This window comes from Streptomyces sp. NPDC002835 (genome assembly GCF_053591995.1).
On record NZ_JBSFUW010000057.1, the window covers coordinates 1 to 24411 of the forward strand.

23 protein-coding genes and 1 pseudogene are annotated in these 24411 nt (G+C 71.4%); 10 read left to right on the forward strand and 14 right to left on the reverse strand.

Annotated features, from left to right (window positions below; translation table 11 throughout):
* Positions 1-759 (forward strand): annotated as a pseudogene (locus ACWD01_RS34590) (DUF2637 domain-containing protein); the annotation flags it as partial.
* Between the two features lie 181 nt (positions 760-940).
* Here ACWD01_RS34590 and ACWD01_RS34595 read toward each other — a convergent pair.
* Together ACWD01_RS34595 and lysS are read right to left on the reverse strand one after the other, a co-directional pair.
* Positions 941-1477 carry a hypothetical protein gene (locus ACWD01_RS34595; protein WP_451167580.1) on the reverse strand — a complete coding sequence of 179 codons (537 nt, stop codon included), beginning with the start codon at positions 1475-1477 and terminating at the stop codon, positions 941-943.
* 271 nt (positions 1478-1748) lie between these two features.
* On the reverse strand, positions 1749-3521 hold the full coding sequence (gene lysS / locus ACWD01_RS34600) for a lysine--tRNA ligase (RefSeq protein ID WP_451167582.1): 1773 nt from the start codon (positions 3519-3521) through the stop codon (positions 1749-1751).
* Positions 3522-3748: 227 nt separating this feature from the next.
* Here lysS and argS point away from each other — a divergent pair, with 227 nt between their 5' ends.
* Positions 3749-5527: an arginine--tRNA ligase gene (gene argS, locus ACWD01_RS34605; protein ID WP_451167584.1), complete on the forward strand. Its 1779-nt coding sequence runs from the start codon at positions 3749-3751 to the stop codon at positions 5525-5527.
* Positions 5528-5620: 93 nt separating this feature from the next.
* On the opposite strand, the gene ACWD01_RS34610 is transcribed toward argS, so the two are convergent.
* Entirely contained in the window at positions 5621-5893 is a 273-nt protein-coding gene (locus tag ACWD01_RS34610; RefSeq protein WP_451167586.1) for a DUF1876 domain-containing protein, read from the reverse strand.
* A gap of 266 nt (positions 5894-6159) precedes the next feature.
* Between ACWD01_RS34610 and ACWD01_RS34615 the strand changes: the two genes are divergently transcribed.
* The 3 genes from ACWD01_RS34615 (at position 6160) to ACWD01_RS34625 (ending at position 10376) form a co-directional block, all read left to right on the forward strand.
* Entirely contained in the window at positions 6160-6366 is a 207-nt protein-coding gene (locus tag ACWD01_RS34615; RefSeq protein ID WP_451167588.1) for a hypothetical protein, read from the forward strand.
* Between the two features lie 146 nt (positions 6367-6512).
* Entirely contained in the window at positions 6513-7421 is a 909-nt protein-coding gene (locus tag ACWD01_RS34620) for a glycoside hydrolase family 19 protein (protein ID WP_451167633.1), read from the forward strand.
* Between the two features lie 180 nt (positions 7422-7601).
* Positions 7602-10376, forward strand: coding sequence for an alpha/beta hydrolase family protein (locus ACWD01_RS34625; RefSeq protein WP_451167590.1), 2775 nt, complete (start codon positions 7602-7604; stop codon positions 10374-10376).
* A gap of 12 nt (positions 10377-10388) precedes the next feature.
* Here the strand turns inward: ACWD01_RS34625 and ACWD01_RS34630 are convergent, their stop codons facing one another.
* Entirely contained in the window at positions 10389-10790 is a 402-nt protein-coding gene (locus tag ACWD01_RS34630; RefSeq protein ID WP_451167592.1) for an ATP-binding protein, read from the reverse strand.
* Positions 10791-10904: 114 nt separating this feature from the next.
* On the opposite strand from ACWD01_RS34630, the gene ACWD01_RS34635 reads away from it, so the two are divergent.
* Both ACWD01_RS34635 and ACWD01_RS34640 read left to right on the forward strand, forming a co-directional pair.
* Positions 10905-11726, forward strand: a complete 822-nt coding sequence (locus ACWD01_RS34635) for a helix-turn-helix domain-containing protein (protein WP_451167594.1) — start codon at positions 10905-10907, stop codon at positions 11724-11726.
* A complete protein-coding gene (locus ACWD01_RS34640; protein WP_451167596.1) occupies positions 11726-11962 on the forward strand; it encodes a DUF397 domain-containing protein in 237 nt (78 codons plus the stop codon). The genes ACWD01_RS34635 and ACWD01_RS34640 overlap by 1 nt, the downstream gene beginning before the upstream one ends.
* Here the strand turns inward: ACWD01_RS34640 and ACWD01_RS34645 are convergent.
* The 3 genes from ACWD01_RS34645 to ACWD01_RS34655 are packed head-to-tail and all read right to left on the reverse strand — an operon-like array spanning position 11946 to position 13071.
* Positions 11946-12461: an anthrone oxygenase family protein gene (locus ACWD01_RS34645; protein WP_451167597.1), complete on the reverse strand. Its 516-nt coding sequence runs from the start codon at positions 12459-12461 to the stop codon at positions 11946-11948. The genes ACWD01_RS34640 and ACWD01_RS34645 overlap by 17 nt on opposite strands.
* Entirely contained in the window at positions 12458-12880 is a 423-nt protein-coding gene (locus ACWD01_RS34650; protein ID WP_451167599.1) for a VOC family protein, read from the reverse strand. The genes ACWD01_RS34645 and ACWD01_RS34650 overlap by 4 nt, the downstream gene beginning before the upstream one ends.
* A gap of 29 nt (positions 12881-12909) precedes the next feature.
* Positions 12910-13071 (reverse strand): hypothetical protein, encoded by a 162-nt coding sequence (locus ACWD01_RS34655; RefSeq protein WP_451167600.1) that lies wholly within the window; start codon positions 13069-13071, stop codon positions 12910-12912.
* Positions 13072-13169: 98 nt separating this feature from the next.
* Between ACWD01_RS34655 and ACWD01_RS34660 the strand changes: the two genes are divergently transcribed.
* Positions 13170-13841, forward strand: a complete 672-nt coding sequence (locus ACWD01_RS34660) for a TetR/AcrR family transcriptional regulator (protein ID WP_451167602.1) — start codon at positions 13170-13172, stop codon at positions 13839-13841.
* 91 nt (positions 13842-13932) lie between these two features.
* On the opposite strand, the gene hemB is transcribed toward ACWD01_RS34660, so the two are convergent.
* The 7 genes from hemB to ACWD01_RS34695 all read right to left on the reverse strand — a co-directional run bounded on the left by hemB (position 13933) and on the right by ACWD01_RS34695 (position 21962).
* The gene (gene hemB / locus ACWD01_RS34665) at positions 13933-14934 is read right to left on the reverse strand and encodes a porphobilinogen synthase (RefSeq protein WP_451167604.1); all 1002 of its coding nucleotides are present in this window, start codon (positions 14932-14934) and stop codon (positions 13933-13935) included.
* A 74-nt stretch (positions 14935-15008) separates the two neighbouring features.
* A complete protein-coding gene (locus ACWD01_RS34670; protein ID WP_451167605.1) occupies positions 15009-15863 on the reverse strand; it encodes a class I SAM-dependent methyltransferase in 855 nt (284 codons plus the stop codon).
* A gap of 423 nt (positions 15864-16286) precedes the next feature.
* Positions 16287-17954: a uroporphyrinogen-III synthase gene (locus ACWD01_RS34675; protein ID WP_451167607.1), complete on the reverse strand. Its 1668-nt coding sequence runs from the start codon at positions 17952-17954 to the stop codon at positions 16287-16289.
* Complete coding sequence (hemC, locus tag ACWD01_RS34680; protein ID WP_451167609.1) at positions 17951-18910, reverse strand: hydroxymethylbilane synthase; 960 nt, start codon at positions 18908-18910, stop codon at positions 17951-17953. The genes ACWD01_RS34675 and hemC overlap by 4 nt, the downstream gene beginning before the upstream one ends.
* Positions 18907-20610: a glutamyl-tRNA reductase gene (locus ACWD01_RS34685; protein WP_451167611.1), complete on the reverse strand. Its 1704-nt coding sequence runs from the start codon at positions 20608-20610 to the stop codon at positions 18907-18909. The genes hemC and ACWD01_RS34685 overlap by 4 nt, the downstream gene beginning before the upstream one ends.
* Complete coding sequence (locus ACWD01_RS34690) at positions 20607-21332, reverse strand: redox-sensing transcriptional repressor Rex (protein WP_451167613.1); 726 nt, start codon at positions 21330-21332, stop codon at positions 20607-20609. Before ACWD01_RS34690 ends, ACWD01_RS34685 begins: the two co-directional genes overlap by 4 nt.
* A 345-nt stretch (positions 21333-21677) precedes the next feature.
* Positions 21678-21962 (reverse strand): glutaredoxin family protein, encoded by a 285-nt coding sequence (locus tag ACWD01_RS34695; protein ID WP_451167615.1) that lies wholly within the window; start codon positions 21960-21962, stop codon positions 21678-21680.
* A 150-nt stretch (positions 21963-22112) separates the two neighbouring features.
* Between ACWD01_RS34695 and ACWD01_RS34700 the strand changes: the two genes are divergently transcribed.
* Both ACWD01_RS34700 and ACWD01_RS34705 read left to right on the forward strand, forming a co-directional pair.
* Positions 22113-23054 (forward strand): HAD family hydrolase, encoded by a 942-nt coding sequence (locus ACWD01_RS34700; protein ID WP_451167616.1) that lies wholly within the window; start codon positions 22113-22115, stop codon positions 23052-23054.
* A 376-nt stretch (positions 23055-23430) separates the two neighbouring features.
* Positions 23431-24276, forward strand: a complete 846-nt coding sequence (locus tag ACWD01_RS34705; RefSeq protein ID WP_451167618.1) for an ECF subfamily RNA polymerase sigma factor, BldN family — start codon at positions 23431-23433, stop codon at positions 24274-24276.
* The last annotated feature ends 135 nt before the right edge of the window (positions 24277-24411 follow it).

Genomic DNA, 24411 nt, shown 5'->3' on the forward strand with positions numbered 1-24411 from the left:
ATGCCGCTGCGGCTCGCGAAGTTCGGCGTGCCGCTGGCGGACACGGCCCCGGCCGGTCTGGCCGCCGCGGGCATCGAGCCGGTGCTGCTGCCGCCGGCCCCGGTGGCGCAGAGCCCGGCGCAGCCGGAGCTGACGCGCACCGCGGAACTGCCTGCGGGAGCGGAGCGCGTCCGGGAGCACGGGACCCGGGCCGCCGCGCCCGGGGAACCGGCCGTGGAACAGGCCCGTGCCGATGCCGAAGTACGCAGCGGAGACCACTCGCGGGCGCTCGGGCAGATGCCGGAGCAGGCCGACCCGGCCCTTTCACAGAGCCCGTGGTTCACAGCCTCGCAGGCCGCCCAGGAGGCGTACCAAGGGTCGTACAACCCGACGTTCGTCGAGGGCTTCGAGCCCGTCCCCGTACCGGTCCCCGCGGGCCCCGGCGGCCGTACCCGGCCGCTCGGACCGGGCCCTGAGCCGCAGGTGTACGAGCAGTACGCCGACGACTACCAGGCGCAAGACCGGCCCCGCGTGCCCGACGAGCCACAGCCGAGTCCTCATTCCGCCACCGAGGACGCCGAGTTCGCGGAGGCTGCGTACCCGGTCTTCACGGAATACGTGGACGAGTACCAGGACTATCCGAGCGCCGACCGCCTCGACATACTGCTCGCCGATCGCCACGGGCTGCGCCACCCGCGCAGTGCGGCGCTGCTGCGCCAACTGCTGCCCGGTTTCCAGAAGCGGCACCAAACCGAGCTGGAGGCCGAGCACATAGCGTGAGCCGAGGACACATCTGACCGGGACGCCCCCGGTCCCGCGCACGCTCGCGCCCGTTTCGCCCCGAAGTCCTGGCCCGGACACCAGCCGCAGGTAACCGGCAGGTGACTTTCGTACCCGGGATGCGTTCCCCTGGATGAAGGACCCGCGGCCTGTCCGGCCGGCATGGCACTCCACCGCCTGCCTACTTGCTCAGGGCGTTCGCGATAATGATCACCAGGCCGATCAGCATGTCAAGACCCCCTGCCCGGCACGAGGCCGGCCATCCGTGCCCGGCGGTACGGGCGGCCCAGGTGCCAAAGCCGAACAAGGCGAGGGTGTTGAACAGCAGTGCCGCGTCGACAGCCGTGGCCTCTGCCCACCACCCGGCTACTGCGGCAAGCAGTATCCCCACCGTGGGCAGCACGACGGCGACCAGTGGCCACTCGGCCAGCACCAACCGCAGTCGGCTCGTGGTGGCTGATCTGTCGACGGACGCACGATGGGCGATGACGTGCGCGTACCCATGGGCGGCGCCCGACGCCAGCGCGGTGAGCAGTACCCACAGCGCGTCCGGACCGGGATCGGCCTTCTCGCCCGTCGCGTCCAGTGCAGCCACCAGGGCGCTGGCCAGTACCAGTCCGTAGACGCCGCTGAACAGCGACTGTTCCGCCGGCTGGTGCCGCAGGATCCACCTCGGTGCGACGCCCTCTGGGCGGACATGGTCGGCGCGGTCGGACATCGCATCCCCTCGGTGCGGTGAAGACGGTCGGGTCCGCACATGCTGACCCGAGTGGCGTCAGGGGACACGACGCCACGCTCTGATCGGATGATTGTTGTGCCATAAGAGCTCGCGGGTGCGGCAGTCGGCGGCGACCGAGGGGCGAAGGTTCGTCATTGCCTTGCGCTTCCCGTCCACGGCTCGGCCCCGACCTTGGTGGGCCGAAGGAGGCAGAAACGGTGGAGGGCTCTCGGCCCCGTGGGGACGAGAGCCCTCCGAAGAGAGACGACCGTCAGGCGCCGAGCAGCTTCCGCACCCGGTCCGCGCCGACCGCCAGCAGCAGCGTCGGCAGCCGCGGACCGGTCTCGCGGCTGACGAGCAGCCGGTAGAGCAGGGCGAAGAAGGACCGCTGGGCGACCTTCAGTTCCGCCGTCGGCTTGGCGTCCGGCTCGAGGCCGGCCATCACCTTCGGCACGCCGTAGACGAGCGTGGTCAGCCCGTCGAGCGACCAGTGGGTGTCCAGCCCCTCCAGCAGCAGGCGCAGCGACTCGCGCCCCTGGTCGTCGAGCGAGGCGAGCAGCTCGGTGTCGGGCTCGGAGCGGACGACGGTCCGGGCGTCGGCCGGGACCTGGGTGGTGATCCAGTTCTCGGCGCGGTCGAGCCGCGGGCGGGCCTCGTCGAGCGAGGTCAGCGGGTTCGCCGGGTCGAGGTCGCTGAGGATGCGGATCGTCTGCTCGTCGTGGCCGCCGGTGATGTCGACGACCGAGGCGAGCGTCCGGTACGGCAGCGGGCGCGGGGTCCGCGGCAGTTCGCCGGCGGCGGTGCGGACGGCGCGGGAGTACGCGGCGGCGTCGGCCGGCAGGGCGGTGCCGTCCTCGACCTTGGCGGCGAGCTTGTCCCACTCGTCGTAGAGCCGCTGGATCTCCTGGTCGAAGGCGATCTTGAAGGACTGGTTGGGCTTGCGGCGCGCGTACAGCCAGCGCAGCAGCGGCGCCTCCATGATCTTCAGCGCGTCGGCCGGGGTGGGCACGCCGCCGCGCGACGACGACATCTTGGCCATGCCGCTGATGCCGACGAACGCGTACATCGGGCCGATCGGCTGGACGCCGTCGAAGACCTCGCGCACGATCTGCCCGCCGACGACGAAGGACGAGCCCGGCGAGGAGTGGTCGACGCCGCTCGGCTCGAAGATCACGCCTTCGTAGGCCCAGCGCATCGGCCAGTCGACCTTCCAGACCAGCTTGCCGCGGTTGAACTCGCTCAGCCGGACGGTCTCGCCGTGGCCGCACGCCGTGCAGACGTAGGCCAGCTCGGTCGTCTCGTCGTCGTACGAGGTGACGGTGGTCAGGTCCTTCTCGCACTGCCCGCAGTAGGGCTTGTACGGGTAGTACCCGCCGGCGCCGCCGCTGCCGTCGTCCTCGGCGGCCGCGCCGGAGCCCTCGGCCGCTTCGAGCTCGGCCGCGTCGACCGGCTTCTGCGACTTCTTCTCGGGGGCCTTCTTGGTGCGGTACTGGTCGAGGATCGCGTCGATGCCGGCGCGGTGCTTCATCGCGTGCAGGATCTGCTCGCGGTAGACGCCGGTCGTGTACTGCTCGGTCTGGCTGATGCCGTCGTACTCGACGCCCAGCTCGTCCAGGGCCGCGGTCATCGCGGCCTTGAAGTGCTCGGCCCAGTTCGGGTGGGCGGAGCCGGCCGGGGCGGGGACGGAGGTCAGCGGCTTGCCGATGTGCTCGGCCCAGGAGTCGTCGACGCCGTCGATACCGGCCGGCACCTTGCGGTAGCGGTCGTAGTCGTCCCACGAGATCAGGTGGCGGACCTCGTGCCCGCGCCGCCGGATCTCGTCGGCGACCAGGTGCGGGGTCATGACCTCGCGGAGGTTGCCCAGGTGGATGGGGCCGGACGGGGACAGACCGGAGGCGACGACGACCGGTTTGCCAGGCGCACGTCGCTCCGACTCGGCGATGACCTCGTCCGCGAAACGGGAGACCCAGTCGGTCTCGGTGCTGCTCTGAGCCACGGTCGGCACGTCCTTCTTTCTCGAAAGCTGGGTTGAGCTCACGGCCATTCTCCCAGACAGAGGGTGCTCCTCCGGCGCGCCTCTGTGCCACCCGATTGTCTGGCCCGGGCGCCACCCGATCTCCGGTCCCCGCACCACCCGGTCGCCGGGCACCGCGCTGTCCGGTTTTCGCGCCCGTGCGCCGCCCGGTCGTCCGGGAAACGACTTGCCCCTCCGTGGGATACTTGACCACCGCAACATTCAGTGACAGCACACCTCAACCGGAACGGAAGCTCATGGCCTCGGTCCCTTCCCTCGCTTCGACCGTGCAGCAGCACCTCGCGGACGCCCTCTCGGCAGCCCTGCCGGAGGCCGGCTCCGCCGACCCCCTGCTGCGACGAAGCGACCGGGCCGACTTCCAGGCCAACGGCATCCTGGCGCTCGCGAAGAAGCTCAAGGGCAACCCGCGTGAGCTGGCGGCCAAGGTCGTCGACGCCCTCGGGGACGGCGACGTGCTGGGGGACATCGAGGTGTCCGGCCCCGGCTTCCTGAACATCACGGTCACCGACAGGGCGATCGTCGAGACCCTGGCCGCCCGGGCCGCGGACGACCGCCTCGGCGTGCCGTTCGCGAAGGACGCGGGCACCACGGTGATCGACTACGCCCAGCCGAACGTGGCGAAGGAGATGCACGTCGGCCATCTGCGGTCCGCCGTGATCGGCGACGCCATGGTGCAGATCCTGGAGTTCACGGGCGAGAAGGTGGTCCGGCGCCATCACATCGGCGACTGGGGCACCCAGTTCGGCATGCTCATCCAGTATCTGATCGAGCACCCGCACGAGCTGGACCACAGGGAGGGCGACGCTCCGCCGGAGGTCTCCGGCGAGGAGGCGATGTCCAACCTGAACCGGCTCTACAAGGCGTCGCGCGCCCTGTTCGACTCCGACGAGGAGTTCAAGGACCGGGCCAGGCGCCGGGTGGTGGACCTCCAGTCCGGCGACGAGGAGACCCTCGCGCTGTGGCAGCGGTTCGTCGACGAGTCGAAGATCTACTTCTACTCGGTCTTCGAGAAGCTCGACATGGAGATCCGCGACGCCGACATCGTCGGCGAGTCGGGGTACAACGACATGCTCGACGAGACGTGCCGCATCCTCGAGGAGTCCGGCGTCGCCGTGCGCTCCGAGGGCGCGCTGTGCGTCTTCTTCGACGACGTGAAGGGCCCGGACGGCAATCCGGTGCCGCTGATCGTGAAGAAGTCCAACGGCGGCTACGGCTACGCCGCGACGGACCTCTCGGCGATCCGCAACCGCGTGCAGGGTCTCGACGCGAACACCCTGCTGTACGTGGTGGACGCCCGCCAGTCCCTGCACTTCAAGATGGTCTTCGAGACCGCGCGCCGGGCCGGCTGGCTGAACGACGAGGTCAAGGCGCACCAGCTGGCCTTCGGCACGGTCCTGGGCAAGGACGGCAAGCCGTTCAAGACCCGTGAGGGCGAGACGGTGCGGTTGGTGGATCTGCTGGACGAGGCGATCGACCGGGCGACGGCCGTCGTCGCCGAGAAGCGGGAGAAGGTAGGCCTGACCGACGAGGAGGTCGTCGAGAACGGCCGGTACGTGGGCATCGGCGCGGTGAAGTACGCCGACCTGTCGACGTCCGCGGTGCGCGACTACAAGTTCGACCTGGACCAGATGGTGTCGCTGAACGGCGACACGTCGGTCTACCTCCAGTACGCGTACGCCCGTATCCAGTCGATCAAGCGCAACGCCGGCGACCGGCGTCCCGCCGCGCACCCCGAGCTGCCGCTCGCGCCCGCCGAGCGGGCGCTCGGTCTGCACGTGGACCGGTTCGGCGAGGTGCTGGACGAGGTGGCGTCGTCGTACGAGCCGCACAAGCTGGCCGCGTATCTGTACCAGCTGGCGTCGCACCTGACGACGTTCTACGACCAGTGCCACGTGCTCAGCGCCGACAACGCGCCGGAGGTCGTGGAGAACCGCCTCTTCCTCGTCGACCTGACGGGCCGCACGCTCCACCAGGGCATGGCGCTGCTCGGCATCCGTACGCCCGAGCGTCTCTGATCGCACAGGCAGCGCATCACACGGACGGCACACCGGCCGGACGCAGGCGGGTCAGCGGCCCGCTGACGTCCGGCCGGTGGTCGTCGTGGCCGGTCACGGAGCGATGTCGTGCGAGGCCCTGCCCGCCGCGTCGTCGATCTCCGTGTGGGCCTTCTGCAGCAGTTGGGAGGCGAGGTCCATCAGGGCGCGTGCGCCCGCGATCTCCTCGCCGACGAGCAGCTGCGGTTCGTCGGACCGGTGCCGGTTCGCGTTCCCGTGACCGCGGTACTCCGTGCCGTCACCGAGTCTCACCATGGCGGCCGCCCTTGTCCGGTCGCCGTCTTCCTTGAACTCCATCTCGACGTGCCATCCCACGAGTGTCTGCATGGCAGATCACCTCCAGCTGTACTTCAAGGGTGCGCCGCACGGCCGCTGATCGCGAGCCCGCGAAGCCCGCTCCGGGCCGGTCTCCCGGGGCTGTCCCCAGGGCGGGGTGCCGCGAAGTACTCCGCCGGGACGGGGGCGGCCCGGCTGCCCCGGCGGACACGGGCTTCGCAGCGTCATGGCATGCCTAAGACAACGCAGGGGCCTGCGCCGGGGGGAGTCTCCCGATCGGCGCGCCGCATCTCGGCGAACTGCCCTACCTCTTCGACATGGCGTGGGCGAAACCGGTGACCGGTCACCAGCCCGCGCTCGCCGCCTCGCTGATCGACATCTGGTCGGGCGTCGCCCGCACCGGCCGGGCGGCCTGGAAGCCGTACACGCCGGCTTCACCGAACGTCCGGTCGCTGTCGTCGGAAGGGGCCCGTGCGACGGACGTCGAGGCGGAGCACCGGTACTCGTTCTGGAAGACATTCTGACATTACCCGGAAGTCAGCATTGGTCTATACCTTGACTCGATCATGCCAATCGCGCTTGAGTGTGGGCACAGCCCCCCACCGCGGCCGTACCGGAGAGCAACTACTGCTCCCAGTAGGGCCGTTGCGCGTAAAGGAGTGATCGAGTGCTGAGAACACGCCTCATGGCCCTGCTGGTCGCGATCCTCGCCACCACCGGTCTCGCCGCGGTCCTGACGCCCTCCGCATCGGCGGCGTCGACGGCTTCCGCGGCTTCCCTCTGCGACACCGCTCCGAACTGGCAGCAGGGCGCCTGGTACACGACTGGCAACGTTGTCAGGTACAACGGCTCCTACTACATAGCCGAGCACGACAATCCGGGCTACAGCCCGACGATCAGCACCTGGTACTGGGACCCGTACAGCTGCGGAGACGGCGGGGGCGGCACCCCCTCCCCGTCGGGCTTCGTGGTGAGCGAGGCGCAGTTCAACCAGATGTTCCCGAACCGGAATTCGTTCTACACCTACAGCGGTCTGACGGCCGCGCTGAGCGCCTACCCGGGCTTCGCCACCACCGGCAGCGACACGGTGAAGAAGCAGGAGGCCGCGGCCTTCCTCGCGAACGTCAGCCACGAGACCGGCGGCCTGGTCCACATCGTCGAGCAGAACACCGCCAACTACCCGCACTACTGCGACTGGAGCCGGCCGTACGGCTGCCCGGCCGGTCAGTCCGCGTACTACGGCAAGGGCCCGATCCAGCTCAGCTGGAACTTCAACTACAAGGCCGCGGGCGACGCGCTCGGCATCGACCTGCTGAACAACCCGTGGCTCGTCCAGAACAACGCCGCCGTGGCCTGGAAGACGGGCCTCTGGTACTGGAACACCCAGTCCGGCCCCGGCACGATGACCGGCCACAACGCCATGGTCAACCAGGCCGGTTTCGGCCACACCATCCGCTCGATCAACGGCTCGCTGGAGTGCGACGGCAAGAACCCGGCGCAGGTCCAGAGCCGGGTCAGCAAGTACCAGCAGTTCACGCAGATCCTGGGCGTACCGACCGGCGGGAACCTCTACTGCTGACGCAGTCGGGAGCGCGCCACTGAACGGGCCACGGACCGGGGAGACGTCGCCCCCCCGGCCGCGGCCGCATCATGTGGCGCGTCTTCAGGCAACCCGCGGCATCTCCTGCCCGTCCTCCGGGTCCGAGAGGCGCTTGGGCATCAACCAGGCGCCCGGGAAACGGGGTTGAGGAGAGAAAAGTTGATACGTGCCCGGAGGATATGGGTCACCGCGACAGCGGTGCTCGCCGTGGCGGGGGTGTCTCCCGCAGTGGCGCAGGCCCAGCCGCAGCCACCCGGCGCCCCGCCCGCGGCGGCGGGCGACGACGCGACGGACGGCCTGCCGCCCGGCTGGCGGATCACGAACACGGGCGGGGAGAACGCCCTCGAGTGGCGCTCCCCGCGACCGGTGCCGGCGGGTGACGCGCGGGTGGAGTTCCACGCCGACGGCGCGCTGGTCGGCGTACCCGAGCAGGAGAACGACGGCCGGACCTTCCGGCTGCCGCTGGCGGAGGCACGGACCACGGACCTGGCTGACCTCCAGGTCCTGGCGGCGGGCCGGCGTCTGGACGAGAAGGCGGACGGCGCCCGCGCACAGCGGGCCGTGCCTGTCCTGCCCAAGCTGCCCGCGGCCTCGGTGGACCCGGGCAGGCCGGGCCCGTTCCGCACGGTCACCGGCGAGTACGCGCTCGACGCGGTCCGCCTGCCCGGCCTCGCCGCGCCCGTCGAGATGCGCGGCGTCGTCGTCGCGCCGAAGGGCGCCACGGGCAAGCGCCCGGTCGCGCTGTTCCTGCACGGACGGCACGCCACCTGCTACGTCCCCGGCGGGGGTGACGACGAGGTCACCATCGACTGGCCGTGCGCCAAGGGCGCGAAGCCGATCCCGAGCCACCGGGGCTATCTCCGCGACCAGCGGCTGCTGGCCTCCCAGGGCTATGTGACCGTCTCGATCTCCGCCAACGGCGTCAACGGCCAGGACGGCGACCTCGAGGACGGCGGCGCGCAGGCACGCTCGTCGCTGATACGTCAGCACCTGGCCCGCTGGGCCGACTGGGCCGCCAAGCCGGCCACCGCACCGGCGGCCGTACGAGGAGCGCCGAAGGGCGACCTGTCCCGCGTCCTGCTCGTCGGGCACTCGCGCGGCGGCGAGGGCGTCAACCGTGCTGCCATGGACAGCCTGTACCCGCCGCCGGCCGGGCAGGACGGCTACCGCGGCAAGGTGCGCTGGCACATCCGCGGGACCGTGCTCATCGGCCCGACGATCTTCGGCCAGAACCCGGTGCCGGACGTCCCGTCGCTGACGATCCTGCCGGGCTGCGACGGCGACGTCTCCGACCTCCAGGGCCAGGTGTACGCGGACGGCACGCGCGGCGTCAGCCGCGGCAGGGCACTGCACAGCGCGGTCTACATGGTCGGGGCGAACCACAACTACTTCAACAGCGAGTGGACCCCGGGCCAGGCCCAGGCACCCGCCAGCGACGACTTCTGGCACGACCCCGAGCAGCCCGACCCGGTCTGCTCTCCCGGTACCGCGACCCGGCTGACCGCCGACCAGCAGCACAAGGCGGGCGCCACCTACATCGCCTCCGCCGCCCGGCTGTTCGTCGCCGGCGACGACCGGGCCCGCTCACTGCTCGACGGCACCGGCCGCCGGGCCCCCTCCGCCGACCCGGCCCGTGTCCTGACCCACGCGGTCGGCGCGAACCGCGGCGCGGGTTTCCTGCCCGACGGCTCCGTGAAGGTGACCGGCGGCCGGCTGTGCTCCGCGATCGACCCCGACCCGCGCAAGGCCTGCCTGAATCCGGAAACCGGTGGCTCGCCGCACTTCGCGTACTGGCAGCCGGAACGCGAGACGGGCCGCCGCGCCGTGGCACTGCACTGGTCCACCCCGGGCTCGGCGGTGAAGGTGCGCCCGGACAAGCCGCTCTCGGTGAAGGGCGCCAAGGCCCTCGCGCTGCGCGTCTTCGTGCCGCCGAACACCACCGGCACGCAGCTCGACGTCTCCGTCACCGACGCCGCCGGCAAGCGGGCGAAGCTGGGCCGCGTCCGGGTGGACGGGCTGCCGGGCAGCGACCGCACCACGTCCTACTGGGCGCGCGAGGTCCGCGTTCCCCTGACCGCCGCAGCGGGCCTCGACCTGCGCAAGGTCGCATCCCTGGAGCTGACCCCGCGCACCCGCTCCGGGCAGGCGTGGCTGATGGACGCCTGGGCCTGGAGCCCGGGCACACCGGCGGTACGGGAGGCCCCGCTGACCCGGGTCGACCTCGGCCGCCTGACGGTCAAGGAGGGCGACTCGGGCGTCCGTACGTACCGGGTGCCGGTACGGGTGACGGGCAAGAGCGGCGGCAAGGGCGCCGGCGCGGTACGGCTGTACGTCATGGACCCGGTCACCGGCCGGGCGAAGGACCGGCTGGTGACCGTCCGGCCCGGCAGCAGCGCCATCGACATACCGGTGACGGTCAAGGGCAACAAGCGGTACGCCTGGGACGTGTCCCACGACGTGCTCGTGAAGGCGGTCCGCGGCACCGTCGTCGGCACCTACTCCGGCGGGGTCACCGCCGAGAACGACGACCCGATGCCCGAGGTCACCGTGAAGCCGGTCGCCGACAGGGTGACGGAGGGGCAGTCGCTGAGGTGGCGGGTCGCCCTCTCCGCGCCCGCCGACGTGGAGATGTCGTCGACGCTCCGGTTCGTGGGCGTCCCGGGCCGCCCCGAGCTGTCCACCAAGGACGTCGACCGGCAGTGGCTGCTCGACATGATCGGCGAGGTCCCCGACGGTGACGTCCCGCTGTCCCGGCTGGAGTACGCCTATCTGTGGGCGTCCGTACCGGCCGGCAGCACCGGCGCGGAGCTGAGCGTGCCCACGGTCCGCGACGAGTCGGCGGAACCGGCCGAGTACGTCGGCCTCCGGGCCGTCGACGACATGGGCGAGCCGCACGGCCCGGTCATGACCGGCACGGTGACCGACGCGCCGTAGGCGCCCACAAGGTCACGGCCGTGCGAACTCGCACCACACCACTTTGCCGGGTTCGCGCGGCCCCACGCCCCACCGGTCGGCCAGCGCCGCCACGAGCAGCAGGCCGCGCCCCGACTCGCCGTCCGGCTCCCGCACGGACGGCTCACCGTCGCCGCTGTCGTGCACCTCGACGCGCAGCGCCGTGCCCTGCTCCTGGAGCCACATCCGCAAGCGATAGCCGCGCCCCGGCGGTACGCCGTGCACCAGCGCGTTCGTCGCGAGCTCGCTCACACACAGCGTGACGTCGTCGGCCCGCGCGTCCCAGCCCCACGCGGCGAGCGCCACACGGGCGAACTCCCTTGCGGCAGCGACCGATCGGCGTTCCCGTCGGCAGAACAGCTCGCGCAGATCCTCGTGTTGCATCGTCTTGTCCACGGCCACGAGCGTCGCGGTGCGTGACCGGGTCGCGGCACTCCGTCGACCCGTACGTTTCATTTGTACGGGTCGCGCAGGCGTAACGTACGCGTGGGTCCGGGGAGTTGGTGGGGTATGCACCCCAGGAGACGCCAAAGGAAGAACGCCACGGCGCTGCGGCTGGTCGGCCGCCAGCTCGCCCGCTTCCGCGAGGCCGCGGGCCTCACGCAACGTGAACTCGCCGCGGAGTTCAACCTCGGCGAGGAAACCGTCGCCTCGATCGAACAGGGCCGCCGCCCTCTGAAGCCGGACCTGGCGCAGAGATTCGACGACCGCCTCGACACGAAGGGCGCGCTGTCGGTGGCGCTGGAGCACCTGCCGGAGGTGGACCTGATCCCGGCGTGGGCGGAGGAGTACATGGACCTGGAGCGGGACGCGATCGCACTGTCCTGGTACGACAACCAGGTCGTGCCCGGTCTGCTCCAGAGGGAGCGGTACGCGCGCGCGGTCTTCCGTAGCCGCGTGCCCGCCTTCAACGCGGACGAGATCGAGGCACAGGTCGCCGCCCGCGTGGCCCGCCAGGAGATCCTGGCGCGGACCCGGCCGCCGACGATCAGCTTCGTGATGTGGGAGGCCATCCTCATGGACCACTTGGGCGGGGACGAGGTGTACGAGGAGCAGGTGCGCCACCTGCGGGCGTGCGCCGAACTGCCGGGCGTCTCACTCCAGGTGATGCCGTTCGGCCGCACCAGCCATGCGGGGCTGGACGGTCCGTTCATCCTGCTGGAGACACCCGACCATCAGCTCCTCGGGTACACCGAGAGCCAGCGTGGCAGCCAGCTGATCTCCGACCCGGATGAGGTCAGCATCCTTGCGCGGAAGTATGCGATGCTGCGGACACAGGCCCTCAACCCGGAGGACAGCAAGGGTCTGTTGGACCGGCTGCTGGGAGAGTAATGAGCACCGCACTGAAGTGGTTCAAGTCCAGCTACAGCGGCAGCGAGGGCGGCGCCTGCCTCGAAGTGGCGTACCACTGGCGCAAGTCGGCCCACAGCTCCGAACAGGGCGGCGCCTGCGTCGAAGTGGCCACGCACCCCGCCGCGATCCACGTCCGCGACTCCAAGGTCGCCGGCGGCCCGGTGCTCAGCCTCGCACCGGCCGCCTGGACGGTCTTCGTCAGCGACCTGGGCTGAGGCCCTGCGTCGCGCCCTGGACGTACAGGGCCCAGGCGAGGCAGCCGAAGGCCGCGGTGTGCAGGACGGCCCGGACGGTGTTCCAGGCGACCCACTTGTCCTCGAAGGCCGCCCGGGCCGCCTTGAGCTGAGCGGGGTCGCCCGCGAGGGAGACCTTGTCGAGCGCGTCGTTGAGCGGCACGTTCTGCGTGCCGGTCACCAGGAACGCCGCCACGTAGAGGACGAGCGCGGCGACGATCCACCAGCGGGCCGCGCCGCCGTGCCCGCCGCCCGGCTGGACCGCCGCGAGGACGAGCAGGGGCAGGGGCAGCAGGAAGGGCATCAGGAACCAGCCGTTGAGGATGGCACGGTTGATGTGCTGCATGCCCTGGACGAACGCCAGGTCGCCGGAGCGGGCGAGACCCGGCATGACCGCGTAGGCGAAGGCGGCGAACAGACCGGCCATGAGCCCGGTCGCCAGGGTGGAGGCCATGAGGGCCGCCGTGTGGAGTGTTCTCATCCGTTCTCCTCTGCACCGTCGGTGTCGTTGTCGGTGGCGGCGGGGGTGACCCATTCGACGAACTGGACGATCACGCCGTTGGGGTCGGTGATCTGGAAGAGCCGCTCGCCCCACGGCTCCTCGCGCAGCGGCATGGTGATGTCCACGCCCTCGCCGCGCAGCCGCTTCTCCTCGGCCTCCAGCCCCGTGAGGGTGAAGGCGAGGATCAGTCCGCTCGCTCGCTGGTCGCGCTGCTCTTCGGGCAGGACCTCGATGCCGCGCCGCAGCAGGACGATGTCGACTGCGGCGTCGGGCCGGGTGAGGGAGGCGAAGCCGTCGGCGGCGGCCTGCTCCTGGTAGCCGAGGTGGGTGGTGAAGAAGGCCTGGGAAGCGGCCACGTCGTCGACGGTGAGCGAGACGGTGGAGGCGGTGATCTGCAAGACGGTGTCCTTTGCTGGAGTCGGTTCGGTCAGTAGGAGCTGCGGCGCGGGAGGTTGCGTGCGCGGCGAGGGGTGTCCTGGAAGCGGACGTGGTGGAGCTGTGCGGGCTGTCGACCGCCTTGCTGCCGGCTGCGGGTGGGCGGCTTGCCCGCCTGCTCGGCGAGGAGCTTGGCGAGATCGAGTCGCTGCATACGAGGTTCCTCTCGGTAGAAACTTACGTTGAACGTAAACTTAGACCGAGAGAACCAGGGGTGTCAACATAAATTTGCTACGGAGGTAAGATTCCCTCATGAGCAACGAGACGGGCACAGTGACGAGCCCACCGGCGCACGCCGCTTCGACGGGCCTGCGGGAGTCCAAGAAGCGCGAGACCCGGCAGCTGATCTCCGACCACGCGACCAGGCTGTTCATGGCCCAGGGCTTCGAGCGGACGACCATCGCGGAGATCGCCGACGCCGCACGCGTGGCGAAAAAGACGGTGACCAACTACTTCCCGCGCAAGGAGGACATGGCGCTGGACCACCAGGAGGCGTTCGCCGCGGGCCTGGCCGAGACGGTCGCCGGCCGGGCCGCCGGTGAGTCGGCGCTCGCGGCGCTGCGCCGGGAGTTCGAGGCGGCCGTAGCGGCGCAGAATCCGGTCGCCGGGTTCGCGGGCCCGGACTTCTCGCGCATGATCGACGACAGTCCGACCCTGTCGGCCTGCCTGCGCGCTCTGCACGACCGGCGCGAGGAGGCACTGGCCGACGCACTCGCGCGGGCCACGGGCACATCCGCCGCCGACATCACGCCCCGTACGGCCGCCGCCCTGCTGGGTGCGGTGCACCGGGTCCTGTTCGGCCGCATCCAGGAACTCACCCTCGCGGGGCACTCGGGCGACGACATCGCCCGGACCGTCGGGGAAGAGGCCACCCGCGCCTTCGACCTGCTCGAACCGGCGCTCGCCGACTACGCGGTCGCCTGACCCGCCGGACCAGGTGTCGACGCACCGCGCGGGAAACGGCGGACGGCCCGGTGCGCACACTCGCACCGGGCCGTCCTGAAATGGTCGGCGGTCAGCGACCTGCGCCGAGCCCCCGGGCGACCTCCGTCGCCCAGTACGTCAGGATCATGCTCGCGCCTGCCCGCTTGATGCCGAGCAGCGTCTCGGCGATCGCCTTGTCCCGGTCGATCCAGCCCTTCTCGGCGGCGGCCTCGACCATCGCGTACTCGCCGCTGATCTGGTACGCGGCGACCGGCACGTCCACCGACTCGGCGACCTTGGCCAGGATGTCGAGGTACGGGCCCGCGGGCTTGACCATGACCATGTCGGCGCCCTCGGCGAGGTCGAGCGCCAGCTCCCGCATCGACTCGCGGACGTTGGCGGGGTCCTGCTGGTAGGTCTTGCGGTCGCCCGTGAGCGACGAGCCGACGGCCTCACGGAAGGGGCCGTAGAAGGCGGACGAGTACTTGGCGGTGTACGCGAGGATCGACACGTCCTCCTTGCCGATGGTGTCGAGCGCGTCGCGGACGACACCGACCTGGCCGTCCATCATGCCGCTGGGGCCGACGACGTGGACGCCCGCGTCGGCCTGGACCTGGGCCATCTCGGCGTAGCGTTCCAGCGTGGCGTCGTTGTCGACGCGGCCGTCCGCCGCCAGGACTCCGCAGTGGCCGTGGTCCGTGTACTCGTCGAGGCACAGGTCCGACATGATCACGAGCTCGTCGCCGAGCTCCGCCTTCACGTCCCGGATCGCGACCTGCAGAATCCCGTCCGGGTCCGTGCCCGCCGTGCCGGCCGCGTCCTTCTTTGCGTCCTCGGGCACGCCGAAGAGCATGATCCCTGCGACCCCGGCCTCGTGCGCCTCGACGGCGGCCTTCCGGAGCGTGTCACGGGTGTGCTGCACGACGCCCGGCATGGCCTGGATCGGGACGGGCTCGCTGATCCCCTCGCGCACGAAGGCGGGCAGGATCAGATCGGCCGGGTGCAGCCGGGTCTCGGCGACCATGCGCCGCACGGCGGGAGTGGTCCGGAGCCGCCGGGGGCGGGCACCGGGGAAGGATCCGTACGCAGTCATAGGGGCCACGCTACGCCCGCCCGGGCGGCCCGATTACCGACACCGCGTCGGCGCCGGCGTCACGGGACGCCCCGCTACGGGCGGACGGCTCTGACGATCCAGGCCGCCGATTCGTAGAGCACCCCGCCGTCCGTCGAATGGGCCTCGATGTCGGCGCGCAGGCTTTCGAGGGCATGCGCCCGGCCGACCTCGTCGAGGTCCTCGATCACCCAGGCGAGCATCCCGGAGACGAAGTCGTAGGCCGCTTCGGCGGTCCGTCCGAAGTTCATGGGGCGCTCCAGCCCGGTCACGTCCGGCTCCTCGAATCCGGCGGCGGTGAGCGTGTCCCGTACGGCGTCCGGGTCGGCCATGCCGAACGGGCCGGGCGCGCCGGCCGGCGGCACGGGCAGCTCGCGGCCCGCGGCGAGGGCGGTCGCGAAGGACCGGAACCACTCGTTCCGGGCCATGTCCTGCCACACCAGCAGCACCAGCCGGCCGCCGGGGCGGAGCGCGCGGGCGATGTTGCGGAACGCGGTCACCGGCTCGGCGAAGAACATGGCCCCGGCGCGGCTGATCGCGGCGTCGAAGAACGCCTCGGGGAACGGATACGTCTGGGCGTCCGCCTGCTCGTAGCGGATGCTGTCGAGCCCTTCGCGCTCGGCCTCCCGCCGGGCGGCGCGCAGCATCTGGCCCGACAGGTCGACGCCGAGCACGGGCCCGCCGACGGTGAGCCTCGCCGCGGCGCGGGACGTGAGCCCGTTGCCGCAGCCGATGTCGAGGACACGCTCGCCGCGGTGGAGGGCGGCGGCGTCGAGGAACGGCCGCTGGTGGGCGTGGATGGCGCGGTCGAACTGCTCGGCGTGCTCGGCCCAGTAGAAGCCCTGGTCACCGTCCCATGCGTCTGCCTGTTCGGCGTTGGACGGGTCGAGGTGCATGGTGCTGGCGCTCATGGCGGTCTCCCACTTCGTGCGCGGGCGGGGCGTCTGCCTTCCGGTGTACGCCTTGGGCTGCGCTCCCGCCAACCGCCGCGGGGCGGGGGCGACCGCTGCGCGGGGCGTTTTCCCCACCCCGCCCCTTCCCGAACCGGGCTCCGCCCGGACCCGCGCCTCAAACTCCCCCTACGGCCTGGCGGCCGTGGGTGGGGGCACCTCCCACGGCCGCCAGGCCGTAGGGGGAGTACCCCCAGGCCGGGCTGACTCTGTCAGCCCGGCCGGCGATTGAGGCGCGAGGTTCGGGGCGGAGCCCCGACAAGACCGGCCACACCCAGCCCCGCCGGCGATTGAGGCGCAGGGGCCCGGGGGCAGCGCCCCCGGTTACGGGAAGGGGCGGGTAGGGGAAACCCCCACCCGCCCCGCCACCGCGTCAGCGCACCGTCACGTCGTCGTGCGCCGCCGCCGGCCGCCAGGGCGGCGTTCCGACGGGCGGGTCACGTGTTCGCCCGCCTCGACCGCCGCCACGCGGCGGGCCGCGCCGAAGTCGGCGAGGGCCTCGGCCAGGCGGTGGACGGACGGCTCCGGGGAGAGGACGTCCACGCGGAGCCCGTGCTCCTCCGCGGTCTTCGCCGTCGCCGGACCGATGCACGCGATCACGGTCACGTTGTGCGGCTTGCCCGCGATGCCGACCAGGTTCCGGACCGTCGACGACGAGGTGAAGAGCACCGCGTCGAAGCCGCCGCCCTTGATCGCCTCGCGCGTATCCGCCGGCGGCGGCGACGCCCGTACGGTCCGGTAGGCCGTGACGTCGTCGACCTCCCAGCCCAGCTCGATGAGCCCGGCGACCAGCGTCTCGGTCGCGATGTCGGCGCGCGGCAGGAAGACGCGGTCGATCGGGTCGAAGACCGGGTCGTACGGCGGCCAGTCCTCCAGGAGGCCGGCCGCGGACTGCTCGCCGCTCGGGACCAGGTCCGGCTTGACGCCGAAGTCCACGAGCGCGGCCGCGGTCTGCTCGCCGACCGCCGCGACCTTGATCCCGGCGAAGGCGCGCGCGTCGAGCCCGTACTCCTCGAACTTCTCGCGCACCGCCTTGACCGCGTTGACCGAGGTGAAGGCGATCCACTCGTAGCGGCCGGTGACGAGGCCCTTGACCGCGCGTTCCATCTGCTGCGGCGTGCGCGGCGGTTCGACGGCGATGGTCGGGACCTCGTGCGGCACCGCGCCGTAGGAGCGGAGCTGGTCGGAGAGCGAGGCGGCCTGCTCCTTCGTACGCGGTACGAGCACCTTCCAGCCGAACAGCGGCTTGGACTCGAACCACGCGAGCTGGTCGCGCTGGGCGGCGGCGCTGCGCTCACCGACCACGGCTATGACCGGCTGGTGTCCCTCGGGGGAGGGCAGCACCTTCGCCTGCTTCAGGGTCTGCGCGATCGTGCCGAGCGTCGCCGTCCACGTCCGCTGCCGGGTGGTCGTACCGGCGACGGTCACGGTCAGCGGGGTGTCGGGCTTGCGGCCGGCCGCGACCAGCTCGCCGGCCGCCGCGGCGACCGTCTCGAGGGTCGTGGAAACGACCACCGTGCCGTCGCTCGAGCCGACCTCGGTCCAGCACCGGTCGGACGCCGTCCGCGCGTCGATGAAGCGGACGTCGGTGCCGTGCTCGTCGCGCAGCGGAACGCCGGCGTAGGCGGGCACGCCCACCGCGGCGGCCACTCCGGGCACGACCTCGAAGGTGATGCCCTCCGCGGCGCAGGCGAGCATCTCCTGACCTGCGTCGGTGTCCAGACCGGGGTCCCCGGTCACCGCACGGACGACCCGCTTGCCGCCCCGCGCGGCCTCCATGACAAGATTGGCCGCATCCCTGAGTACGGGGATTCCGGCGGTTGTTGACGCGCCGTCAACGACCGTCAGCTCAGGCGTGCTCACGCTCGCCCGGGCATGGCCGCGAACGACCTCGAGCACATGCGGCTCGGCGATCAGTACGTCGGCGCCGGCCAGTGCGTCGACGGCGCGCAGAGTCAGCAGACCGGGATCGCCGGGACCGGCGCCCAGGAAGGTGACGTGCCCTTGTCCGTGTGCCGGAAGGGGTGGACGGTTCGAGGTGGTGGGGCTCAAAGTGCTCGCTCCCCCATAAGACCGGCCGCACCCTTGGCGAGCATCTCGTTCGCGAGTTCGCGTCCGAGCGCCGCCGCGTCGTCGTGCGACGTGGGTACGGGACCGGTGGTGGACAGCTGCACCAGCGAGGAGCCGTCGGTCGTGCCGACGACGCCGCGCAGGCGCATTTCGTTGACAGCCTGTCCGTCGCCCAACAGGTCGGCCAGCGCACCCACAGGTGCGGAGCAGCCGGCCTCCAGGGCGGCGAGCAGGGCTCGCTCGGCGGTCACGGCGGCCCGCGTGGGCGGGTCGTCGAGCTCGGCGAGCGCGGCGGCGAGGTCCGCGTCGGACGCGGAACACTCGATCGCCAGTGCCCCCTGGCCGGGGGCGGGCAGGACGAAGTCCACCGACAGGAAGTCGGTCACCTCGTCGGTCCTGCCGATGCGGTTGAGTCCGGCGGCGGCGAGCACGACGGCGTCGAGCTCCCCGTTCCGTACAAATCCGATGCGGGTGTCGATGTTGCCGCGGATCGGCACCGTCTCGACGGTCAGGCCGTGGGTGCGGGCGTACGCGTTCAGCTGCGCCATGCGGCGCGGCGAACCGGTCCCGATCCGGGCGCCGTTCGGCAGTTGCTCGAACGTCAGTCCATCGCGTGCGATCAGCACGTCCCGCGGGTCCTCGCGCTTAGGGACGGCCGCGAGCGCCAGCTCGTCCGGCTGCGTCGTCGGGAGGTCCTTCAGCGAGTGAACGGCGAAGTCGACCTCCCCGCGTGCCAGCGCCTCACGGAGCGCGGCGACGAACACTCCCGTGCCGCCGATCTGCGCGAGGTGCTCGCGGGAGACGTCCCCGTACGTGGTGATCTCGACGAGCTCGACGTCGCGGCCGGTGATGCGGCGCACCGCCTCCGCCACTTGCCCGGACTGGGCCATGGCCAGCTTGCTCCGCCGGGTTCCGAGCCTCAGTGCCCTCTCGGTCATACTCGCCCTCGGTTCTTGACGTCTGCGTCATTCAGGTCGGCCCGGCTGACGGAGGCGACCGTCTCCGGGTCGAGGTCGAAGAGGGTCCGCAGCGCGTCCGCGTACCCGGCGCCGCCGGGTTCGCCGGCCAGCTGCTTGACCCGCACGGTGGGCGCGTGCAGGAGCTTGTCCACCACGCGGCGCACCGTCTGGGTGATCTCGGCGCGCTGCTTCTCGTCGAGTCCGGTCAACCGTCCCTCGAGGCGCGCCATCTCCCCGGCGACCACATCGGCGGCCATGGTGCGCAGCGCGACCACGGTCGGGGTGATGTGCGCGGCCCGCTGGGCCGCGCCGAACGCGGCGACCTCGTCGGACACTATGGTGCGGACCTGGTCCACGTCGGCCGCCATGGGCGCGTCGGCCGAGGCCTCCGCGAGGGACTCGATGTCGACGAGCCGTACGCCCGCGAGGCGGTGGACGGCGGCGTCGATGTCGCGGGGCATGGCCAGGTCGAGCAGTGCGAGCCGTACGGGCCCGGTGCCCGTGCCGTGCGTGACAGCGCCCGTGTGGGCGCGGGCGCGCGAGGCGTTGTCCACCCAGGCGCCGTGCTGGGCCAGGGAGTCGTCGAGGCCGACGGGGCAGCCGTCCGCGGCCGTGTCCACCGCGCCCGCGGAAGCGGGCCACGTCGCGCCGTCGCCGGTCGCGGGGGCCGTGTCCGGTGTGCCCGGGCCGCCGGCCCGGTCCACGCCCGGCAGGCCCGCCAGCTCGTCGGCGCCGCCCGGGAGTTCGGCCACGCGGCCGTCGCGCGCCGCGAGCGCGGCCAGGCGCGCGACGACGCTGCCCCCGGGGGCGCGCAGGTCCGCCGGCGCGGGCGCCTCGGGCACGACGTGCTCGGTGAGCGCCGCCGCGACCGCTTCCGCGGTCAGCACGAGCCCGGTCGCACCCGTGCACGACACGGCCACGTCGGCCAGGGCCAGTTCGGCGGGCACGTCGGACATGCTGACGGCGCGTGCCTCGACCGTGCCCGGCTCGGCGAGCACCGCGGCCAGCCGCTCTGCGCGCTCCGTGGTCCGGTTGGCGACGACGAGTTCCCGTACGCCGAGGCGTGCCAGCGTCGTGGCGGCGAGCGAGGACATCGAACCGGCGCCGATGACCAGCGCCCGCTTGCCCGAGGCCCACTTCTCGACCGGCACGCCGTCGGCGAGCTGTTCGAGGCCGAAGGTGACGAGCGACTGCCCGGCCCGGTCGATCCCGGTCTCGCTGTGAGCGCGCTTGCCGACCCGCAGCGCCTGCTGGAAGAGGTCGTTGATCAGCCGCCCGGCGGTGTGCAGTTCCTGCCCGACCGCCAGCGCGTCCTTGATCTGCCCGAGGATCTGGCCCTCGCCGACGACCATCGAGTCCAGCCCGCAGGCCACCGAGAAGAGGTGGTGGACGGCCCGGTCCTCGTAGTGCACATAGAGATAAGGAGTGAGCTCTTCGAGGCCGACCCCGCTGTGCTGGGCGAGCAGCGTCGACAGCTCGGCGACGCCTGCGTGGAACTTGTCCACGTCCGCGTACAGCTCGATGCGGTTGCACGTGGCCAGCACCGTCGCCTCGGTGGCGGGTTCCGCCGCGAGGGTGTCCTGGAGCAGCTTGCTCCGCGCGTCGGCGGGCAGCGACGCCCGCTCCAGCACGCTCACGGGGGCACTGCGGTGGCTCAGCCCTACGACCAGGAGACTCATGCCGGCATCACCGCGGTCATGTCACCTTCGGGGCCCCTGCGGTTCGTGCTCTCGGCCTCTTCGCCGGCCTTGCGCTGCTCGTGGAAGGCGAGGATCTGGAGCTCGATCGAGAGGTCGACCTTGCGCACGTCGACCCCGTCGGGCACGGACAGGACGGTCGGCGCGAAGTTGAGGATCGAGGTGATCCCGGCGGCGATCAGGCGTTCGCACACCTGCTGCGCGGCACCGGCGGGCGTGGAGATCACGCCGATGGAGACCCCGTTGTCGCTGATGATCTTCTCGAGCTCGTCCGTGTGCTGGACCGGGATGCCGGCGACGGGCTTTCCGGCCATTGCCGGGTCGGCGTCGATCAGTGCGGCGACCCGGAAACCACGGGAGGCGAAGCCGCCGTAGTTGGCGAGCGCGGCGCCGAGATTACCGATTCCTACGATCACAACCGGCCAGTCCTGGGTCAGGCCCAGTTCACGGGAGATCTGGTAGACGAGATACTCCACGTCGTAGCCGACGCCACGGGTCCCGTACGAGCCGAGGTAGGAGAAGTCCTTGCGCAGCTTCGCGGAGTTGACGCCTGCCGCCGCGGCGAGTTCCTCGGAGGAGACCGTGGGGACGGACCGCTCGGAGAGAGCGGTCAGCGCCCGCAGGTACAGCGGGAGTCGGGCGACGGTGGCCTCGGGGATTCCTCGGCTACGGGTCGCCGGTCGGTGATTTCGGCCAGTTGCCACGGTGCTCCTGGGGGATGAGCGAGGCTGCAGGCGGCCGTGTGTCCCAAGACCGCCCCGTCGACAGCAGGCTATGTCTTTGTGAACGCGTGCACAAAGATGGTGTCCGCTTTGTCCGTCCAAAGTGATCGGGGTCACGCAATCCGACGGTCGGATTACGGAACCGCAAACCGTCCGTGACCGTTGGGGCACCGAAGGGCGCAAAGCCGGACACACTCCTCTCGCGCACGCCCCCGAGCCCGCCTGATCCCGACCACTGTGCCCTGCCGCGCTCGCGTCCCGATAGAGCCACGACGGTCCCGGCAGGGACACGGTCGATCGGGACACGACGGAAGGGACGAGACCCGCTCAGACCGCCGGGACTCCCAGCGCCCGCCGGAGCCGGTCGGCGTCGACCTTCCAGAAGGTGTGCTGCTCGCCGTCGATCAGCACCACGGGGATCTGCTCCCAGTAGGCGCGGTGCAGTTCCTCGTCCTTGTTGATGTCCTTCTCCTCCCAGATGGCGCCCGCCTCCGCGCACACCGCCCGGACGACCTCGCGCGCCTCGTCGCAGAGATGACAGCCGGGCTTCCCGACGAGGGTGACGACGTGTTCGGCGGAGTCCTTCTTCTTGCGCCGCTGCAGAAAACTCATGCGTCCCATTCTCGCGGGTCGTGACGGCGGTGCCGAGTCAGCGGCAGGGGCGTCATCATCGACGTCATTAACAACGGGGACGCGGAGAGTTCACGCCGCCGCATCCCGGGCGGGTCGGGAAGTACCGAACAGACTGGCTATGCTCACGACATGGCCGCACCGGGATGGCTCACTCCGCGCAGGCGCTCCGCCACGGCACGCAGCGTACTCGCGGGCGAAGCCGCAGCAGAGGCAGCACGGAAGTCCTCGCAGACGATCGAGGCACTCGAGGCGCAGCAGGTCACCGCCCCTGCCGTCGAACCGGAGTTCCCCGTCGCGGGCGACGAACGCGCCGCCGCCTTCTTCGACCTCGACAACACCGTCATGCAGGGCGCCGCGATCTTCCACTTCGGCCGGGGCCTGTACAAGCGGAAGTTCTTCCAGCGCCGCGAGCTGGCCCGGTTCGCCTGGCAGCAGGCGTGGTTCAGGCTCGCGGGCGTCGAGGACCCGGAGCACATGCAGGACGCCCGCGAGAGCGCCCTGTCCATCGTCCAGGGCCACCGCGTCTCCGAACTGATGAGCATCGGCGAGGAGATCTACGACGAGTACATGGCCGACCGCATCTGGCCCGGCACCCGCGCCCTCGCCCAGGCGCACCTCGACGCCGGGCAGAAGGTCTGGCTGGTGACCGCCGCCCCCGTCGAGACGGCGACGATCATCGCCCGCCGGCTCGGCCTGACCGGTGCGCTCGGCACCGTCGCCGAGTCGGTCGACGGCGTCTATACGGGCAGGCTCGTCGGCGAACCGCTGCACGGCCCGGCCAAGGCGGAGGCAGTACGCGCCCTGGCGGCCGCAGAGGGCCTGGACCTCTCCCGCTGCGCCGCGTACAGCGACAGCCACAACGACATCCCGATGCTCTCGCTCGTCGGGCACCCGTACGCGATCAACCCGGACACCAAACTGCGCAAGTACGCCCGGCAGCGCGACTGGCGGCTGCGCGACTACCGGACCGGCCGCAAGGCGGCCAAGGTCGGCATCCCGGCCGCGGCCGGCGTGGGCGCGCTGGCGGGCGGCACCGCCGCCGCGGTCGCCCTCCACCGCCGCCGCCGCTGAGCCCGGCCCGCCCGCCGTCCGGCGCCCGCCCGCCGGGCCCTGCCGCGGAACATGCGCTCCCCCGCGTGTCGTCGGCCAATCCTGTGCCATTGCACGGGTAAGTCCCCGGCCAGTCCTCTTGTCACGTCCCGGCCAGAAGAAACCGCTCGGGACGACAGATCATGACCAAATTCGATCAGCAACCGCTCACAATGTGCGACCAGAACTGTCGCGTAGACGCAACACAAGTGTCGGAAACGGCGATTTGAGCAACTGGGTGTAGCACTGCCTGTACGAAGCGTTATTCTCCTCAGACGCATGACGGACCCCACCAGTCCCCACGACGGGTGAACGGTCCCGCACTGCTCGTGATGGAAGCTCTGCCTCTGGGAGTCCCGTGTACCCACACGTCGGGGTTGACGCCTCGGGCCTGGCTACGCTGCGCGCAGCGGTCCTCGACCACTTGCGCGGCCTTGTCCCCGCCGCGTACGCCGTCCCCGCCTTCGCCATGCCCCGCCTTGCCGCCGACGGCCCGGCCGCACCCTGCTACGCCCTGACCGACGGCCTGCACCAGGGCCCCACGCGCAGCGCCGTCGACGAGGGGCGACGGCCGGCCGAAGGACGGGCCACGGGGAGACGGGCCGGCCGCGGCTCCGGCGCGCACGCCGCCCCCCGCCGACCCACCGCCGACAGTGACAGCGCCCGGATGATGGACCTGGTCGAGCGTGCCCAGGCCGGCGAGGCCGACGCCTTCGGCCGCCTCTACGACCAGTACAGCGACACCGTCTACCGCTACATCTACTACCGCGTCGGCGGGAAGGCGACGGCGGAGGACCTCACCAGTGAGACCTTCCTGCGCGCACTGCGCCGGATCTCCACCTTCACCTGGCAGGGCCGCGACTTCGGCGCCTGGCTGGTGACGATCGCCCGCAACCTGGTCGCCGACCACTTCAAGTCGAGCCGCTTCCGGCTGGAAGTGACCACCGGGGAGATGCTCGACGCCAACGAGGTGGAGCGCAGCCCCGAGGACTCGGTCCTGGAGTCCCTCTCCAACGCCGCGCTGCTCGAGGCCGTCCGCAAGCTCAACCCCCAGCAGCAGGAGTGCGTCACCCTCCGCTTCCTGCAGGGCCTGTCCGTCGCCGAGACCGCCAGGGCGATGGGCAAGAACGAGGGCGCCATCAAGACACTGCAGTACCGGGCCGTACGCACCCTCGCCCGGCTGCTCCCCGACGACGCACGCTGAGCCACCCCAGCCCCCTGCTCCTCCACCGTCCCGTACCCAACTCACAATCGGTGACGCCTCGATGACGCACTGGTCCGATCATCTTTCGCGCGTAACCCAAGTGCCGCGCCGCTCGTTGTGCGGAATGCAGGCTCC